Origin of the sequence: Vibrio sp. YYF0003, assembly GCF_036350715.1 — a bacterium.
Taxonomy (GTDB): domain Bacteria; phylum Pseudomonadota; class Gammaproteobacteria; order Enterobacterales; family Vibrionaceae; genus Vibrio; species Vibrio natriegens.
On sequence record NZ_JAZDWA010000012.1, the window covers coordinates 35448 to 52972 of the forward strand.

The window sequence follows — 17525 nt, forward strand, 5'->3', positions numbered from 1 at the left end:
ACGACTGGGGTATACACCAAGTATTGGCAAAGCTACACATGCTAGTCCAATGGATGAACCGTGTTGAGAAAAAGTAAACCCTCCTGAGACGGAGGGTTTACCTGATCAGTTGAATGATGTGAGCTTTGACTACAAACTCAAAGGCAATGTTATCGTCATACGCAATCCACCTAGTGGGCTGCGACTAGCGACAATGGTCCCGCTGTGTTGACGAATGGCACTTTCGGTGATCGTCAGCCCTAATCCTGTTCCGCCAGTGTGACGGTCACGAGCGGTAGAGACTCGGTAGAATGGTCGGAAGATGGCTTCCAGCTCGGCATCTGGCACTCCTTCACCGTTATCATCTACGGTGATGTGCAGAGTGTTACCTTGCGTTTCTAGATTAATTTCAACCTGATCTTTCCCGTAGTAAATGGCGTTGCGAATGATGTTTTCCACAGCGCTCATTAGCAACTTAGGGTTGCCTGAAATACTGCCTTTAGGTAGCGGGGAGTAACGCAATTGTTTACCCATTTGTTCCGCTTCAAATTGAGTGTCCTCAATGATCTCTTCCCACAAACTTTGAATCGGTTGAGTTTCACGTGTCATGTGGCTATTCGCCTGCATTCGGGACAGCTCCAGTAGCTCACTGATCATTTGCTCAAGCCTCTGAGCCTCGGTATCAATCCTTGTTAGCTCTGGGCTTTCGCCTTGTTTGCGTGTCGCTAATGCATTGGCCATTCTCAGGCGAGTCAGTGGTGAACGCAGTTCATGAGAGATATCGGAGAGCAGGCGTTGCTGACCGGATATCATCTGATTTACGGCTTCGACCATCTGGTTGAAACTGCTGCCCGCCTGACGGAACTCTGAAGTCCCTTTCTCCAGATTAGGGTCTGTGACAAATTCTCCTTTGGCTACGCGCTGTGCGGCGGCTTCGAGTCGACGTGCAGGCTGACTCAATGCCCATGCTAGCCAAAGTAGCAAAGGTGTACTTGCCAGCATGACGGCAAGTAATAACTGAACAGGGTGATCAAACAGTCTCAGCAGCAGTGGCGGTGGCTCATTCCATTTAAAGCCGACGTACATTAAAAGGTCAGAACCGGCTAATGTAATTGGCACTGGCCCGGCGACCATGTATCGGCCATAGAGCTTTTGTTTTGGCTGATTATTGTCTTCAATGATGGAAACAAAGTTTTGCATCGCCCGCATTTGAAAGTTGTTGCGGTGATCAGTGGTTAATATTTTGCCGTTATAGTCAGAAAAGAACATCCGTGGCCGAGGGTCGTTTTTATTTTGGCGACGTCCCTCAATACTAAATAGAATGCGGCCAAGGTCAGTTTCTTTACTGTATTGATTCTGAATGTCGTCACGCACTTCTAGCATGCGCTGATAAGGCGCACTTGGAATATCACGCGCTTTACGTGGATCCAGATGCGGTAGTGATAGCACAGCGATTAACACCAACAACATGGTGAACCAGAAGATGGCAAATATGCGTCCATACAAGCTGTTAATATTTGGCAGTTTGATGCGTGATATTTGGCTCATTAATCTTCCTCAAGCAACATATAGCCTCGGCCACGCAAGGTTTTGATACGTGGCTTGCCATTACTTTGGTCGGGCAGTTTTTTGCGTAAGTTGGAGACGTGCATATCAATCGCGCGGTCAAAAGCGGCGAGTCGCTTGCCAAGCACATCCAAGCTCAGGGTTTCTTTCGTCAGTACTTGCCCAGGGTGTTGTACAAAGTGTGTGAGCAAAGCAAATTCTGTTGCCGTTAAATCAAGAAGCAACTGATCGCAGTAAGCCTCCTGCTTGCCTGGATAAAGACGAAGCTCTTGATACTCAATGCAGTCACCGCTTTTATTGTCCTTTTGTGTTGCACTGGTACGGCGTAAAATGGCGCGAATGCGGGCCAGTAGCTCTCTGTCACTAAAGGGTTTTGGTAAGTAATCGTCTGCCCCTAGTTCTAAGCCAATCACTCGGTCGATTTCTTCGCCTTTGGCTGTCAGCATTAGTACGGGAGTTTCCCAGTTTTCACGCAAGCGCTTTAATGTTTCCATGCCGTTGAGTTTAGGCATCATGACATCCAGCAAAATTAAATCGACTTCACTTGTCACGGCAGCTAAACCTGCTTCTCCATCATTCGCTTCACTGACTTCAAATCCTTCGAAGCTGAGCACTTCTTTTAACAGGCTAGTTAGCTCTATATCGTCATCAATCAAAAGAATGTTTGCCATTTAGGGACCTACCATCAATTACCTTTTATTTAATATTACATTGGAATGATGGGTGACGAAGAGTATAAAAATCACTCTTTACGAATCTTTACGCTCTCTATACGTCACTTTACCTAGCGCGTCCTATTCTATACTCAAGCGCTGGGAGAACAGCCCAGAAGAAGCAATCAGATGTATGAGGAATCAAATTATGAAATCTGCAAAAAAAATTGTGTTAGCTGCCGTTGTTCTACCACTTACTCTTGGTGCTGCAGGTGCCTTCGCCTACGGTGGTAAAGACCAGCAAAAAGGTCCTCGTGACGAATGTGGTCCAGGAATGGACCGAGGAATTATGCGTCAAATGGATCTGACCGACGCGCAAAAAGAGCAATTACAATCATTTCGCGACGCTAATCGTGCGGAGATGAAAGGTAAAAATGCGGCAGAACGTGATGCTCGTCGAGCGGAGCGCCAGGCTTACCACGCAAAAATGCAGGCTCTTGTGCTAGCGGATAACTTTGATGAAGCTCAAGCGAATGCGTTAGCCAAAGAAATGGTAGAAAAACAAACCGAACGCCGTGTAAAAATGCTGGAGAAAAAACACCAAATGTTGAGTGTACTGACTCCTGAGCAAAAAGCAGAGTTTGTGAAGTTGCAAAATGAACGTATGCAACAGTGTGGTGAAAGAATGCAAAAACGCATGACTAAACCAAGCAGCAACTAACCGACACAACGAAATAATCTTAAGAGGCAGCCCTGGCTGCCTCTTTTTGATCTGGCTATTTCATACTCATTAAATAATTATCGAGGTATACTTTGGTTATGGTTTGAGTTAACTCTTTGATTATGAAACATCAATACGCACGCTTAGTGACGACAGCAGCCTGGACTGCAACAATCACGGCAACGCTTCTTTTACTGGTTAAGGTCATCACTTGGTGGGTGACAGGTTCGGTCAGCCTATTAGCCTCTCTTATTGACTCTATGCTGGACATTGCCGCGTCGGTGGTGAATTTAGTCGTGGTTCGTTATGCCTTGCAGCCAGCAGACAGGGAACATACTTTTGGCCACGGCAAGGCGGAGTCATTAGCTGCCCTGGCGCAAGCCATGTTTATTTCCGGCTCCGCGGTATTCTTGATCCTTAATGGGGTTGAGCGTTTCTTCCGCCCTCAGGCTTTACATACTCCTGAACTCGGCGTTTATGTCTCGTTGTTTGCTATTGTCGTTACACTTGGTTTGGTGACGTTTCAGAAGCACGTAGTGCGAGTGACAGGCAGCCAAGCCATTGCAGCCGATTCACTTCACTATCAGACTGACCTTTATATGAACGCGGCCATTATGGTCGCGCTCGGGTTAAGTTATTTTGGTGTCACACAAGCGGATGCGGTGTTTGCGATTGGTATTGGCGTGTTCATTCTTTACAGTGCTTTCAAAATGGTGAATGAAGCGACTCAAACTTTATTGGACAGAAAACTGCCTGATACAGAATTAGAGGAAATTCACACTCAGTGCTTGAGCGTGAAAGGAGTGAGAGGTGTTCATCAGTTACGAACACGGATGTCCGGGCCGACACGTTTTATTCAGTTACATCTCGAGCTAGATGATGACTTACGTTTAATCGAAGCCCACTATATAGCTGATAAAGTGGAAGAAAACCTCTTGTCTGTCTTTCCTGAAGCGGATGTATTGATCCACCAAGATCCGATATCTGTCATTTATGGACCAGAGAAAGAACAGAAAGAGCAAGATTGGTAGAGCTCGAAAAATACAAAAGCGTCTGACGACAAATAGGCGCTTATTGTCTATCTTTCCATCAATACGCTTTAAGAATCCTGATACTGATGTGAATCAACGAAGTTGATAGTAGAAGCTGTAATACTCTTACATAAGTAGAAAAGTTACATAAAAATGTGTGTTTTCATTGGTAATCCGGTATAGGAAATGTAACATAACGCACAGTTCTGGATTATGCAGGTTGCTTGGTGACAAGGGGCCTAGAAGAAAATTAAATAAATTGATTGCCAAAGATCGAGGGTGAGCATGATTAAGAAGATCGGTGTTTTAACAAGTGGCGGTGACGCACCTGGTATGAACGCTGCAGTACGCGGCGTGGTACGCACAGCACTTTCTGAAGGATTGGAAGTGTTTGGTGTGTACGATGGCTACCTAGGTCTTTATGAAGGCCGCATCGAGAAGCTAGATCGTTCTAGTGTTTCTGATGTTATTAACAAAGGTGGTACGTTCCTGGGTTCTGCACGTTTCCCTGAGTTCAAGGAAGTGGCAGTACGCGAAAAAGCTATTGAGAACCTGAAGAAACACGGTATCGACGCACTGGTAGTGATTGGTGGTGACGGTTCTTACATGGGTGCAAAGAAACTGACTGAAATGGGTTACCCATGTATCGGTCTGCCAGGCACTATCGATAACGACATTGCGGGTACGGATTACACTATCGGTTACCTAACTGCACTAAACACAGTTATTGATGCAATCGACCGTCTACGTGACACTTCTTCATCTCACCAACGTATTTCAATTGTAGAAATCATGGGCCGTCACTGTGGTGACCTGACTCTGATGTCTGCTATCGCTGGTGGTTGTGAGTACATCATCACACCAGAAACGGGTCTTGATAAAGAGAAGCTGATCGGCAACATTCAAGACGGTATCGCAAAAGGTAAGAAACACGCAATCATTGCTCTTACTGAACTGATGATGGATGCAAACGAGCTTGCACGTGATATTGAAACGGCAACAGGCCGTGAAACTCGTGCGACAGTACTTGGTCACATCCAACGTGGTGGTCGTCCTACTGCATTTGACCGTGTTCTTGCATCTCGCATGGGTAACTACGCTGTTCACCTTCTAATGGAAGGTCACGGTGGCCGTTGTGTTGGTATCGTGAAAGAGCAGCTTGTTCATCACGATATTATTGATGCGATCGAAAATATGAAGCGCCCTGTACGTAATGACTTGTACAAGGTTGCAGAAGAGTTGTTCTAAGTAGACCACTCTTAGCTAAAATAAAAAACCGCGTTGATACGCGGTTTTTTTGTCTCTGTTTTTCTAAGCGAGGGGAGGACAGGGTTCATGAAGAGGAAATGCTTTGTTCTACCAGCATTAACTTTCGTTCGCGGAGCGCAAACATATAACCAAGTAACCCACCTAATATATTACCCACCGCAATACCGATAAATAGCCCTTCAACATCGTACAGGTAGCTGCCAATCCAAGCCGCTGGCAATGTAAAGATGAACAGGCGCATAAAACTCCACTGGAAAGCGCGTAATGGCTTGTGCATCGCATTAAGCCCGCTCACTAATATCATCACAATACCCTGAAAACCGTAGCTGAACGGCACAACAAGGAGATAATGCCAAAGCAGGTTTTTAACCGCTTCTTCTTGTGAAAAAAGAGCGGCCAGCGGGATGCTCAAAGGCACCATTGCCAGAAAGATAAGTCCCTGAAACACAACTGCGAAGCGCATGCTGAGGAATAATCCTGCAAATGCCCGTTGTGGATTATTAGCGCCGAGATTTTGTGCCATGAACGGCGTTAAAGCTGAGGTCAGTGACATCAATACCAGAATCAGTATCGACTCGATGCGCTGTGCTGCGCCATAAGCGGCAACAGCTGCGGTTCCGTGGCCTGACAGCAGCATCATCAAAATAGCGCCTGACAGAGGTGTCATTGCGGTAGAGAAGGCCGCAGGCGTACCGATTTTCAATGTCTGTTGCCAATCTTGTTTCAGATGTAACCACTGCGGCTTAGCCAGAAGTTTTTCCCGTTTAACCAGTAAGTATGATGAGCCGACTAAAGCACCTAGCCAACTAAAAGCACTCGCGATTGCTGCGCCCTGAATTCCAAGTTCAGGAAAAGGTCCCAAGCCGAAGATCAGTAGCGGATCCAGCATCCCGTTGATCAACCCTGCCAGCATCATGATTTTAGCTGGGGTTTTCGTATCACCCGTCGCACGGATTGCACTGTTGCCAGCCATTGGGATCACCAGTAATGGAATGGTGAGATACCACACTTGCATGTACTGTTCGATGAGTGGAAGAAGATCGTCAGTCGCGCCAAGAAAACCGAACAATGGTCTGATGGTCACAAAGCCAACTGATGACGCGATCGCAACTAGCATGACAGCTAACAGTAGACCATGAGTAGTAAAACGCGCGGCTTGTGTTGAGTGCCCCTGTCCGAGTAATCGGCCTATATTGGTCGAAAGCCCCATGCCAATGCCCATCGTAATGCAGTTAACGGCAAAGGTGACCGGAAAGGTGTAACTAATGGCAGCTAGGGCTTGAGTGCCGAGCAGAGAAATAAAGAATGTATCGACCAGATTGAACATCAAAATCGCGATCATGCCCACCGTCATCGGGACCGTCATTTTTCTCAGTGTTTCGGGAATGGGCGCGCTCAACAAACCATGTTTATCTGTTGCTTGGTGTTCCGGCTTGTTTTTTTCCAGCATGTTTAACGTCTATCTGGTGGATAAACTGCAAGGATACAAGAAAGCAGGAAGGTGAGCGAGTGCGCATTTCTCACGCAAACCGTTGCGATCTTTTAACTAAGTCACAAAAAAATCATGCTCGCCCCTTGGGATCGTTCATTGGACCCCTTATATAGTGATCACGTGTCCCAGAAGGGCAATTATCAAATAAACATGGAAATTTTCAGGAGAGACGACCAATGAACATTCGTCCATTACATGACCGAGTTATCGTTGAACGTAAAGAAGTTGAATCTAAGTCAGCTGGTGGAATCGTTCTGACTGGTTCTGCTGCGGAAAAATCAACTCGCGGTGTTGTTCTAGCTGTAGGCAAAGGCCGCATTCTAGAAAACGGCACAGTGCTACCGCTGGACGTTAAAGTTGGTGATACTGTTATCTTCGCTGAAGGTTACGGCACTAAGACTGAAAAAATCGACGGTAAAGAAGTGCTAGTTATGTCTGAAAACGACATCATGGCAATCGTTGAATAATAGCAATCATTGAGTAATTTTTTGCTCAGATTCAAAAACCAAGTCGAACTTAAAGAATTGTAGAAAGGAAATCAAAGATGGCTGCTAAAGACGTTAAATTTGGTAATGACGCACGAGTTAAGATGCTAGAAGGTGTAAACGTTCTGGCTGACGCGGTAAAAGTGACATTAGGTCCTAAAGGCCGTAACGTCGTTCTAGATAAATCTTTCGGTGCACCAACAATCACTAAAGATGGTGTATCTGTAGCGCGCGAAATCGAACTGGAAGACAAATTCCAGAACATGGGCGCTCAAATGGTTAAAGAAGTAGCATCTAAAGCAAACGATGCTGCAGGTGACGGTACAACAACAGCAACAGTACTAGCGCAATCAATCGTAAACGAAGGTCTGAAAGCAGTAGCAGCGGGTATGAACCCAATGGATCTTAAGCGCGGTATCGACAAAGCAGTAGCAGCAGCAGTTGAACAGCTAAAAGAGCTGTCTGTTGAGTGTAACGACACTAAAGCTATCGCACAGGTAGGTACTATCTCTGCGAACTCTGACGTAAGCGTAGGTAACATCATTGCTGAAGCAATGGAACGTGTTGGCCGCGACGGTGTTATCACTGTTGAAGAAGGTCAGGCGCTACAAGACGAGCTAGACGTAGTTGAAGGTATGCAGTTCGACCGCGGTTACCTATCTCCTTACTTCATCAACAACCAAGAAGCAGGTTCTGTTGATCTAGAAAACCCATTCATCCTTCTGGTTGATAAGAAGATCTCAAACATCCGTGAACTTCTACCAACTCTAGAAGCAGTAGCTAAAGCATCTCGTCCACTGCTAATCATCGCAGAAGACGTAGAAGGTGAAGCGCTAGCAACACTAGTTGTGAACAACATGCGTGGCATCGTGAAAGTTGCGGCAGTAAAAGCACCAGGTTTTGGTGACCGTCGTAAAGCAATGCTACAAGACATCGCGGTTCTAACTGGCGGTACAGTGATTTCTGAAGAAGTAGGTCTAGAGCTTGAAAAAGTAACGCTAGAAGACCTAGGTCAGGCTAAGCGCGTTGCTATCACGAAAGAAAACACGACTATCATCGATGGTATCGGTGAAGAAACAATGATTCATGGCCGTGTTGCTCAGATTCGTCAGCAAATCGAAGAGTCAACTTCAGACTACGACAAAGAGAAACTACAAGAGCGCGTAGCTAAGCTAGCTGGCGGTGTTGCAGTAATTAAAGTTGGTGCAGCAACTGAAGTTGAAATGAAAGAGAAGAAAGACCGCGTAGAAGACGCACTTCACGCAACTCGCGCAGCGGTTGAAGAAGGCGTAGTAGCAGGCGGTGGTGTTGCTCTAATCCGTGCAGCATCTATGATTGCTGGCCTTGAAGGTGACAACGAAGAACAAAACGTTGGTATCCGCGTTGCACTACGTGCAATGGAAGCGCCAATCCGTCAAATCACGAAGAATGCGGGTGACGAAGAGTCAGTAGTAGCGAACAACGTGAAAGCAGGCGAAGGCAGCTACGGCTACAACGCAGCGACAGGTGAATACGGCGACATGCTAGAGATGGGTATCCTAGACCCAACTAAAGTAACTCGTAGCGCACTACAATTCGCAGCATCGGTTGCTGGTCTGATGATCACAACTGAAGCAATGGTTACTGATATGCCACAGAAAGACGGCGCAGGCATGCCTGATATGGGCGGCATGGGCGGTATGGGTGGTATGGGCGGCATGATGTAATACGCTGCTTACCTTATCGCTGTAACGTTTTATAGCGAAGAGGTAACTGACCAAACCAAGAAGAAGCCGAGGTTTTTACCTCGGCTTTTTTGTGCTTGGCGTTTTTGATTTGTTGATACGTCATCGCAATTCAATTGGTCGTTTATGCAGTGCGATGAAATACTGATTTAAAGGCGATGCGTCGTATTTGTTTATCCAGATTCGTGGCTGAACATGACATCGCCATTGTGTGGGACTGGTACAAGAAATACTTCAGAAAATATTGAAATATGGTCGTTGTAGATTTTTTCTATTATAGTCAACTTGTTAAATATGGCATGCGAGTGAAATTTTTTCATACGATTAGTAGAAAATGAGTACACATACGCTATGTTGTAAGTAATGCTTAATATAACGGAGATAAGAATGAAAAAGCTTTTGACGTCTTTGGCAGTGGTAGCCGCTGTTGCATCACCTGTTGCGCTTGCTGACAGCACTCCTGTGATGTTTTCTACAATTGATCACATTAATGCGCCGTCTCGCTCTGAAGTGGGCGGTGTTCGCTTAGCTGTTCTACACGGACAGGTTAACGAAGTGAAAGGGGTCGATTTCTCTCTACTTGGTATGTCTGAAACCGATCGTACAACCGGTATTAACTTTGGTCTGTTCTTCGGCGCAGCGAAAGTAAACCAAGAAATGAAAGGTGCTTCACTTGGCCTTGTTAACTGGAACCGTGGCCAAACAACAGGCCTAAACCTGGGTGCGGTTAACATTACTAACAATGTGAAAGGCCTTAACTGGAGCGCGGTGAACTACTCCCAAGGTTACACAATGGCGGATGTTGGTCTGGCAAGTATCTCTAAAAAGTCTAACTTCCAGCTAGGTTTCTTCAACATGACAGACCAAATCGACGGTATTCAAATTGGTCTGCTTAACTGTGCGGATAACGGCTTCTTGAAGTGTTTCCCTCTGATTAACTTCGCGAAATAATCTGCAGTTATAGTAATACTTAAACAGAAAGACCCCGAACTGATGTCGGGGTCTTTTTATATCTCACGTTTGAGCTTATTTGATTAAGCGAGACGACTTTCTGCGCTGTATTCTTTGATGCACACCGCGACGTAAGGACTTGATGTGTCGCTCCGCTTCATCAACGCCCAGTAACACGGTTAAAGTCAGTACGGTGATGACCACTGATTGAGACAAATAACCAAGACCAATCATTAAGCCTAACCCGGCTAGTACCCAGATGACCGCCGCAGAAGTCACACCGTGGATTTTGCCATCTAGCGTCATCATTACACCAGCGCCCAGAAATCCGACACCGGTAATGATTTGACCCAGTACACGTGCCTGATCAAGCGTGTTCGGCGATAAGGATACCGCCATCGACATAAAAAGATAGGTGCCTGAAATAATGAGTATTGCAGTGCGAATGCCAACCGGTTTACCACGGGTCTGGCGTTCTATGCCAATCATTAACCCATTGATGGCACAGCATAGAAGAGCAGACCAACTAAATGGGCCAAGATCGAAAATTTGTTCGAATGTTGTATGCATCTTGACCTCCAAAAGCGCGGAGTATGCATAGAATTACCCCTCAAAGCGAACAAAAAGAAACGCTCGTGACGACAAATTTAATTAAGCTTAAACTCAAATTAATCCGGCCTTGGTGTTTATTCTAAATGGAGATCAAGCGGTGTTTTACTTGGCCTGCCGCCGATCTCTCGCGTAAGTTTTGGCACCAGGTAACCAGACACACGAGTTATTACTCCGCGCATGATCGTTTTTGCCTCCTCATCGGAAACAAAGTAGTGCGCAGCACCTTGGACTTTGTCTAGTACATGCAAGTAATAAGGTAACACTCCCGCATCAAATAAGGCTTCACTCAAGTCGACCAGGGCATCCACAGAGTCATTGATATCTTTAAGCAGCACACTTTGGTTGAGTAGAGTCACACCAGACTGTTTGAGTTTGAACAGCTGTGAGGCGAGCTCGCTACTTAATTCGTTCGCATGGTTGATGTGAGTGACCAAGATAACCTGCAAGCGGGAGTCGCGAAGTATCTGGCATAGTTCATCGGTTATACGCGCTGGGATTACCACAGGTAAGCGGCTGTGAATGCGAAGACGTTTGATATGCGGAATTTGTGCAATCCGCTCTATCAGCCACTGAAGTTCATCGTCTTTCGCCATTAATGGGTCTCCGCCGGAGAAGATCACTTCGTTCAGCTCGGGCTGCTGCGCAATATATTCGAGACTTTGAGCCCAAGCTTGTTTACCACTTTTGTTATCCTGATACGGGAAATGTCGGCGGAAGCAGTAGCGACAATTCACCGCACAGCCTCCTTTAACAATCATCAGTGCACGATTACGATATTTGTGCAGCAAGCCGGGAATCTCGTTGTCTTGCTCTTCAAGTGGATCGCTGGAGTAGCCCTCATGCACTTCGAACTCTTCACTTAACGGTAAAACCTGACGTAAAAGAGGGTCTTTGGGATTGCCTTTTTCCATTCTATCGACAAAACTTTGCGGTACACGCTGTGCAAACAGCTTGCGCGCAGCAAACCCGTCTTGCCACGGTGAGGGATCTATTTCCAGTTTTTCGAGCAATTTTGCAGGATCAGAGATCCCATTCGCCAACTGTTTGAGCCAGTTTTGCTCAACAGAATCGACTTTTCGGGTTATTATGTGCGGCATTGAATTTAGCTCTAAGAATGTAAGAGGAAAAAATGGCTACAGTTAGCACCAATGAATTTAAAGGCGGTCTTAAGTTAATGCTTGATAATGAGCCTTGCGTAATTCTGGAAAACGAATACGTTAAACCAGGTAAAGGCCAAGCGTTCAACCGCGTAAAAATTCGTAAACTTCTTTCTGGTAAAGTGCTAGAGAAAACATTCAAGTCTGGTGACACTTGTGAAGTGGCAGACGTAATGGATATCGACCTAGATTATCTATATTCAGACGGCGAATTCTACCACTTTATGAACAATGAAACGTTCGAACAGATCGCTGCTGATGCGAAAGCGGTAGGTGAGAACGCTAAATGGTTGGTAGAAAACAACACTTGTATGATCACGCTTTGGAACGGTAACCCAATCTCAGTTACTCCACCAAACTTTGTTGAGCTGGAAGTTACTGACACAGATCCAGGTTTGAAAGGTGATACTCAAGGTACAGGTGGTAAACCAGCTACGCTATCAACTGGCGCTGTTGTACGTGTTCCACTATTCATCGCAATTGGCGAAGTGATCAAAGTAGACACTCGTACTGGTGAATACGTAGGTCGTGTGAAGTAATTCACTTCAACGTATCGAATAGAAAAGGTCGCTTCGGCGGCCTTTTTTATTACCCGCAGTTTTGGTCTGTGGCTAAAACAAGAAGCGCACCGCATAGTTTTATTCTTTTTGTATTATTCGTTAAAAACGTATTTGTTTGATGAATCTTTCGATTATTCCTTAAGGTTACCATTTGATAGATTATCTCCAGAGGTCGTTGAGTTGCATAGCAATTTGATTTTTATCGATTTAACTCAATGATAACCGCAATAAGGAGAACAATATGGAAAGCACAGGCTTAGGGCAAGGCTTAAAAGTTGAAGAACGACGTCGATTACTTCACCGTGGGATAAAAGCGGCAGTTTTTGGTATACCGTTGTTGGCTATAGGGTTAACCATTAACAGTTCTGTTTTGATGACCGATGCAGGTTACAGTTACGTGCACCAGAACAATATTACCGGTGAATTGGATGTGTTCACTGAACCGGGTATTCATTTTCGTATGCCCTTTCTGTCTAAAATCACCCAATATGACCAAGTCATCACTGTGTCATTTGGTAACAACAAGGGTGAGGATTTTTACCAGAGGCTTGAGCCGGTACAAGTGCGCTTTGCGGATACTTATATTGGTCAGATTCCCGTCACATTCCGTTTTAAATTGAGTAATGATCCGGAAGCAGTGAAGAAAATGCACCGAGAGTTTCGTAATAACAGCAATCTGATCGATGCGTTATTAGTAAAAAATGCCCGCAACGTAACGGTGATTACTGCGACTCAGTATACTGGAGAAGAGTTCTTTCAGGGCGGTTTGAACCAGTTTAAATCTAAGTTGGGTGATCAGCTTCGAGAAGGTATTTATCTGACTGAGCGTCGTCAGGTGGAAGTTGAAGAGCTTGACCTTGCTCCCGTCGGTGCAAATCAGGCCAACGCCAATCAATTACAGCGTACGAATCAGTTAGTCTGGAAAACGGTACCGGTCGTAGACAAAACAGGCCAACCTATCCGACAGGATAACCCGTTACAGCAATACGGCATTCAAGTTACTCAGGTAACCATTGGTGACCCGCAGCCAGAGAAGCAGCTTGATCAGTTATTGGCAGATAAAAAGCGCTTGGTCGCAGATCGCATTCGCGCAATTCAGGAGCAGGAAACTTCTAAAGCTCAGGCCGAAACTGAGCAGCTGCGTAAAGAAATTCAGCGTACTCGTGAAGTTCAGGATGCACAACGTCAGAAAGAGCTCGCTATTATTTCTCAGCAAAAAGAGGTCGAGGTTGCTCGTCAAATAGCTGAGCGTGAAATCGTTGAAGTGGAGAAAACCAAGCGACTTGCTGAAGTGGAGAAAGAAAAAGAGCTGGCAATGGCAGAAGCGAACTTAGCGATTCAGAAAGCCAACGCTCTTTCCGCTCAATATGAAGCGAAAGCGATTTTAGAGAAAGGCCGCGCAGAAGCCGAAGTCCTGAAAGCTAAGTATGCGGCATTAGGGGCAAACCGAGAAGTTTACCTAGCTGAGCTGAACCGTGAGGTTGCAAACTCGTTGTACAGTAATCTGCAAAACTTCCAAGTTCAAATGCCGCAAAACTACATTGGTGGTAATCAGGAAACAGGATTGAAAACGAACTTAGATGTGATCACTGGTTTTGGTGCTCTTGGCTTAATGGATCAAACTAAGAAGATTACTCAGCAATAAGATCATAGGTGGCCAAAAGCTTATAAAGCAAAAAGATCATAGGTGTCCAAAAACAAAAAAAGCTGGCATAAAGCCAGCTTTTTTCATTTATAACAGTGTCTTAAATCATGAAGATAAAGATAACTGATAGCGCACTGATAAGGCCAGCAAACGCGTAGCATGCCACTTTGCCCACCACACCAGTGTGGAACTTAAGGTCGTGCATACCGTGGTGAACACGGTGCATTGCATGCCACATTGGCAGCGCTAGTGTACCGATGATAAATAGCGCACCAATGATGCTGGTCGCGAATTCAGATACTCGCTCGTAGCTCATTGCGTCTGCATCAATCACGCCCAGTGGGACGAGGATACCAAGGACAAGTACGGTGATAGGAGTGATCATCGCAAACCAGGTACCGCCTGCACCAAACAGTCCCCACCAGATTGGCTCATCCGAACGTTTTGGTGCTGTATTTACACTATAATTTGGTTTCATTGTTCAGCTCCTTACACCACGATGAGAACGATCAGTGAGATAAACGCGACCGCTGCCCACTGAGTCAGTACGATGATATTCTTACCTACAGGTTTGCCTTTTAGGCGAATTGGCATCACCTGCGGCATCATGCTGAAGAAGGTTTGTGCGTGGAACAGGCTTCCAAGTAGCGCAACGATGTTGATCGCGACTACAATTGGGTTTGCCATGAACTCTAACCAGCCTTGCCAAGCTTCAGGCCCTTTCACTAGTGAACCCAGGCCAAAAGTCAGGAAGATGGTGAATAGAATCAGTGGCAGTACCGTCGCTTCACGTAACATGTAGAAGCGGTAGAAAGGATGGTCCTTCCACCAAGTGCGTTTTACTTCACGAACGTAAGGTTTACGGTTACTCATCCTTCTGCCTCCTGAGGTTTCAGCATCGCAATTACGAAGTCCATAGAAGACTCTACTTTGCCTTGGTTTACTGCTGCTGCAGGGTCAACGCTCTTTGGACAAACCTCAGAACAGTAACCTACAAACGTACAACCCCAGGCGCCATTCTCACCGTTAATCAGCTTCATACGCTCAGCTTTACCGTTATCACGACTGTCTAAGTTGTAACGGTGCGCCAAAGTCAGCGCTGCCGGGCCGATGAACTCTGGATTAAGACCGAACTGCGGACACGCTGCGTAACACAGACCACAGTTGATACAGCCAGCAAACTGCTTGTACTTCGCCATTTGCTCTGGCGTTTGCAAGTTTGTGCCGTCTTCAGGCTTACGGTCGTTGCCAATGATGTAAGGTTTGATTGCTTCAAGACGCTCGATGAACGGTGTCATATCGACGATCAAATCTTTCTCAATCGGGAAATTCGCTAATGGCTCGATTTTCAGACCATTTTGGTAGTCACGTAAGAAGCTCTTACAAGCTAGCTTAGGCACACCATTAACCATGATGCCGCATGAGCCACAGATCGCCATACGACAAGACCAACGGTAAGACAGATCTTTGTCTAGGTTATCTTTGATGTAACCAATCGCGTCGAGCACAGACATTGTTTCATCGAATGGTACTTCGAAAGTTTGTAAGTGCGGCTCTGCGTCTTTTTCTGGGTCATAACGCAGAATGTCTACTTTCTGGATGCGGTTTGCTGACATTATGCTTGCTCCTCTGCGTTCTTCGCTGCTTCTTCTGCTGCGGCTTTTTCTGCAGCTTCACCGTATAGACGCGCTTTAGGCTGAGACTTAGTAATGGTTACATTGCTGTAGTCGATGCTAGGCGCTGCGTCTGGTTGATAGAAAGCAAGTGAGTGTTTCAGGAAGTTCACGTCGTCACGTTCAGTGCAGCCATCGTCTAGACGTTGGTGAGCACCGCGAGATTCTTTGCGCAGGATTGCAGAGTGAACCATCGCTTCTGCCACTTCTAGGCCGTAACCGACTTCGATTGCGTACAGAAGGTCAGTGTTGAACACTTTGCCTTTGTCTTTGATGCTAATGCGTTTGTAACGTTGTTTAAGTTCCGTGATCTTATCGATGGTTGCTTGCATCAGATCTTCTTGGCGGTAGATACCACAACCCGCTTCCATGGTGTGGCCCATTTCGGTACGGATGTCTGCCCAGTTTTCATCGCCTTCTTGGTTCATTAGGCTGGCAATGCGTTCTTCAACAGCTTTCACTTGAGCTGCGATAGCGTCGTCGTTCCAGCCTTTGAATTCTGCTGCACGTTTCACTGCGTTTTCACCCGCAACTCGGCCAAATACCACGAACTCAGCCAGAGAGTTAGAGCCAAGACGGTTCGCACCATGCAGACCAACTGACGCACATTCACCAACTGCGAATAGACCTTTAACGCGAGTCTCACAGCCACCATCAGTTTCGATGCCACCCATGGTGTAGTGCACGGTCGGACGAATTGGAATTGGTTCTTTTGCAGGATCAACGTTCACGTAAGCTTTTGCTAGCTCACAGATGAAAGGTAAACGCTCTTGTAGGTACTCTTCACCAAGGTGGCGAAGGTCTAGGTGCACCACGTCACCCAGTGGGTGTTTGATGGTGTTGCCTTTCTGTTGCTCATGCCAGAAAGCTTGAGAAACTTTGTCACGTGGACCCAGTTCCATGTATTTGTTTTTCGGTTGACCCACTGGAGTTTCAGGGCCCATGCCGTAGTCTTGTAGGTAGCGGTAGCCGTTTTTGTTGACAATAATACCACCTTCACCACGACAACCTTCTGTCATTAGGATACCAGTACCTGGTAGGCCAGTAGGGTGGTATTGAACAAATTCCATATCACGTAGCGGAACACCGTGACGGTAAGCCATCGCCATGCCATCGCCCGTTACGATACCGCCGTTGGTGTTACAGTGGTAAACACGTCCCGCGCCACCAGTCGCAAGCACAACAGATTTCGCTTTGATGGTGACCAACTCACCTTCAGACATGTGAATGGCGATTAAGCCTTGTACTTCACCATCGTCAACAAGCAGATCCAACACAAAGTACTCATCAAAACGTTTGATGTTGCTGTACTTCATTGAAGTTTGGAATAGGGTGTGAAGCATATGGAAGCCGGTTTTATCCGCTGCAAACCAAGTTCGTTCAACCTTCATACCGCCAAAGCGGCGAACGTTAACTTCCCCGTTCTCTTTACGGCTCCAAGGACAACCCCATTGTTCCATTTGGATCATTTCGCGGGTTGCGTTTTCTACAAAATATTCAACGACGTCCTGTTCACATAGCCAGTCGCCACCGCCAACCGTATCGTTGAAGTGGTTATCTAAGCTATCTTCATCCTTGATAACTGCTGCTGAGCCACCCTCCGCTGCGACCGTGTGTGAGCGCATAGGATAAACTTTAGAAATCAGAGCGACTTCTAAATCTGGGTTTGCCTCTGCCGCTGCAATAGCAGTACGAAGACCAGCGCCGCCAGCGCCGATGACTGCGATATCTGTGGTGATAATTTGCACAGTTATCCTCCAGTGAGTAATTGCGGAAATCCGCTTGTTATTGTGATTGTGAGGGGTTCTCGAAGAGAAGCTCCCCGAAAGTAGTAGAGATTAGTGTAGTGGAGCTGTATGAGATAAATATTGATGTAATTAGGTTTTTTCTTTGGTAATGCACTTAAGAGCATAAAAATTACAGGTTATGTGATTACTATCACGGCGAGAATATTTGTAACCTCTAACTGAAATTATTGAGTGTTAATGGAGTGTTGCTTGTTGTTGG

17 protein-coding genes are annotated in these 17525 nt (G+C 46.0%); 8 read left to right on the top strand and 9 right to left on the bottom strand.

The window, feature by feature from the left end; translation table 11 throughout:
* Positions 1 to 129: 129 nt before the first annotated feature.
* Positions 130 to 1527 carry an envelope stress sensor histidine kinase CpxA gene (cpxA, locus tag V1U08_RS21615; RefSeq protein ID WP_330471401.1) on the bottom strand — a complete coding sequence of 466 codons (1398 nt, stop codon included), beginning with the start codon at positions 1525 to 1527 and terminating at the stop codon, positions 130 to 132.
* Positions 1527 to 2216, bottom strand: a complete 690-nt coding sequence (locus V1U08_RS21620) for a response regulator (protein WP_065300317.1) — start codon at positions 2214 to 2216, stop codon at positions 1527 to 1529. The genes cpxA and V1U08_RS21620 overlap by 1 nt, the downstream gene beginning before the upstream one ends.
* Before the next feature lie 190 nt (positions 2217 to 2406).
* Between V1U08_RS21620 and V1U08_RS21625 the strand changes: the two genes are divergently transcribed.
* The 3 genes from V1U08_RS21625 to pfkA all read left to right on the top strand — a co-directional run bounded on the left by V1U08_RS21625 (position 2407) and on the right by pfkA (position 5198).
* Positions 2407 to 2919 carry a CpxP family protein gene (locus V1U08_RS21625; protein WP_014233240.1) on the top strand — a complete coding sequence of 171 codons (513 nt, stop codon included), beginning with the start codon at positions 2407 to 2409 and terminating at the stop codon, positions 2917 to 2919.
* 122 nt (positions 2920 to 3041) lie between these two features.
* Positions 3042 to 3950, top strand: coding sequence for a CDF family cation-efflux transporter FieF (gene fieF, locus V1U08_RS21630; protein WP_014233239.1), 909 nt, complete (start codon positions 3042 to 3044; stop codon positions 3948 to 3950).
* Between the two features lie 285 nt (positions 3951 to 4235).
* Positions 4236 to 5198 carry a 6-phosphofructokinase gene (gene pfkA, locus V1U08_RS21635; protein WP_014233238.1) on the top strand — a complete coding sequence of 321 codons (963 nt, stop codon included), beginning with the start codon at positions 4236 to 4238 and terminating at the stop codon, positions 5196 to 5198.
* A gap of 85 nt (positions 5199 to 5283) precedes the next feature.
* Here the strand turns inward: pfkA and V1U08_RS21640 are convergent, their stop codons facing one another.
* Complete coding sequence (locus V1U08_RS21640) at positions 5284 to 6669, bottom strand: MATE family efflux transporter (RefSeq protein ID WP_065297484.1); 1386 nt, start codon at positions 6667 to 6669, stop codon at positions 5284 to 5286.
* A gap of 218 nt (positions 6670 to 6887) precedes the next feature.
* On the opposite strand from V1U08_RS21640, the gene V1U08_RS21645 reads away from it, so the two are divergent.
* The 3 genes from V1U08_RS21645 to V1U08_RS21655 all read left to right on the top strand — a co-directional run bounded on the left by V1U08_RS21645 (position 6888) and on the right by V1U08_RS21655 (position 9871).
* Positions 6888 to 7178: a co-chaperone GroES gene (locus V1U08_RS21645; protein ID WP_005381516.1), complete on the top strand. Its 291-nt coding sequence runs from the start codon at positions 6888 to 6890 to the stop codon at positions 7176 to 7178.
* Positions 7179 to 7255: 77 nt separating this feature from the next.
* Complete coding sequence (groL, locus tag V1U08_RS21650; RefSeq protein ID WP_014233236.1) at positions 7256 to 8902, top strand: chaperonin GroEL; 1647 nt, start codon at positions 7256 to 7258, stop codon at positions 8900 to 8902.
* A 405-nt stretch (positions 8903 to 9307) separates the two neighbouring features.
* Positions 9308 to 9871 carry a VC2662 family protein gene (locus tag V1U08_RS21655; RefSeq protein WP_065300315.1) on the top strand — a complete coding sequence of 188 codons (564 nt, stop codon included), beginning with the start codon at positions 9308 to 9310 and terminating at the stop codon, positions 9869 to 9871.
* A 75-nt stretch (positions 9872 to 9946) separates the two neighbouring features.
* Here the strand turns inward: V1U08_RS21655 and V1U08_RS21660 are convergent, their stop codons facing one another.
* Together V1U08_RS21660 and epmB are read right to left on the bottom strand one after the other, a co-directional pair.
* Positions 9947 to 10441: an MgtC/SapB family protein gene (locus tag V1U08_RS21660; RefSeq protein WP_014233234.1), complete on the bottom strand. Its 495-nt coding sequence runs from the start codon at positions 10439 to 10441 to the stop codon at positions 9947 to 9949.
* Positions 10442 to 10557: 116 nt separating this feature from the next.
* Positions 10558 to 11580, bottom strand: coding sequence for an EF-P beta-lysylation protein EpmB (epmB, locus tag V1U08_RS21665; protein ID WP_014233233.1), 1023 nt, complete (start codon positions 11578 to 11580; stop codon positions 10558 to 10560).
* Positions 11581 to 11612: 32 nt separating this feature from the next.
* On the opposite strand from epmB, the gene efp reads away from it, so the two are divergent.
* Together efp and V1U08_RS21675 are read left to right on the top strand one after the other, a co-directional pair.
* Positions 11613 to 12179, top strand: a complete 567-nt coding sequence (gene efp, locus V1U08_RS21670) for an elongation factor P (RefSeq protein WP_014233232.1) — start codon at positions 11613 to 11615, stop codon at positions 12177 to 12179.
* A 262-nt stretch (positions 12180 to 12441) separates the two neighbouring features.
* Positions 12442 to 13845 carry an SPFH domain-containing protein gene (locus V1U08_RS21675; protein WP_239949952.1) on the top strand — a complete coding sequence of 468 codons (1404 nt, stop codon included), beginning with the start codon at positions 12442 to 12444 and terminating at the stop codon, positions 13843 to 13845.
* A 100-nt stretch (positions 13846 to 13945) separates the two neighbouring features.
* Here the strand turns inward: V1U08_RS21675 and frdD are convergent, their stop codons facing one another.
* Genes frdD through frdA form a run of 4 tightly spaced genes read right to left on the bottom strand, consistent with a single transcriptional unit; the run spans position 13946 to position 17266 of the window.
* Entirely contained in the window at positions 13946 to 14323 is a 378-nt protein-coding gene (gene frdD / locus V1U08_RS21680; protein ID WP_014233230.1) for a fumarate reductase subunit FrdD, read from the bottom strand.
* Between the two features lie 11 nt (positions 14324 to 14334).
* The gene (frdC, locus tag V1U08_RS21685) at positions 14335 to 14718 is read right to left on the bottom strand and encodes a fumarate reductase subunit FrdC (RefSeq protein ID WP_014233229.1); all 384 of its coding nucleotides are present in this window, start codon (positions 14716 to 14718) and stop codon (positions 14335 to 14337) included.
* Positions 14715 to 15461 carry a succinate dehydrogenase/fumarate reductase iron-sulfur subunit gene (locus tag V1U08_RS21690; protein WP_014233228.1) on the bottom strand — a complete coding sequence of 249 codons (747 nt, stop codon included), beginning with the start codon at positions 15459 to 15461 and terminating at the stop codon, positions 14715 to 14717. The genes frdC and V1U08_RS21690 overlap by 4 nt, the downstream gene beginning before the upstream one ends.
* Positions 15461 to 17266, bottom strand: a complete 1806-nt coding sequence (gene frdA / locus V1U08_RS21695; RefSeq protein WP_065297478.1) for a fumarate reductase (quinol) flavoprotein subunit — start codon at positions 17264 to 17266, stop codon at positions 15461 to 15463. The genes V1U08_RS21690 and frdA overlap by 1 nt, the downstream gene beginning before the upstream one ends.
* Positions 17267 to 17525 lie beyond the last annotated feature (259 nt).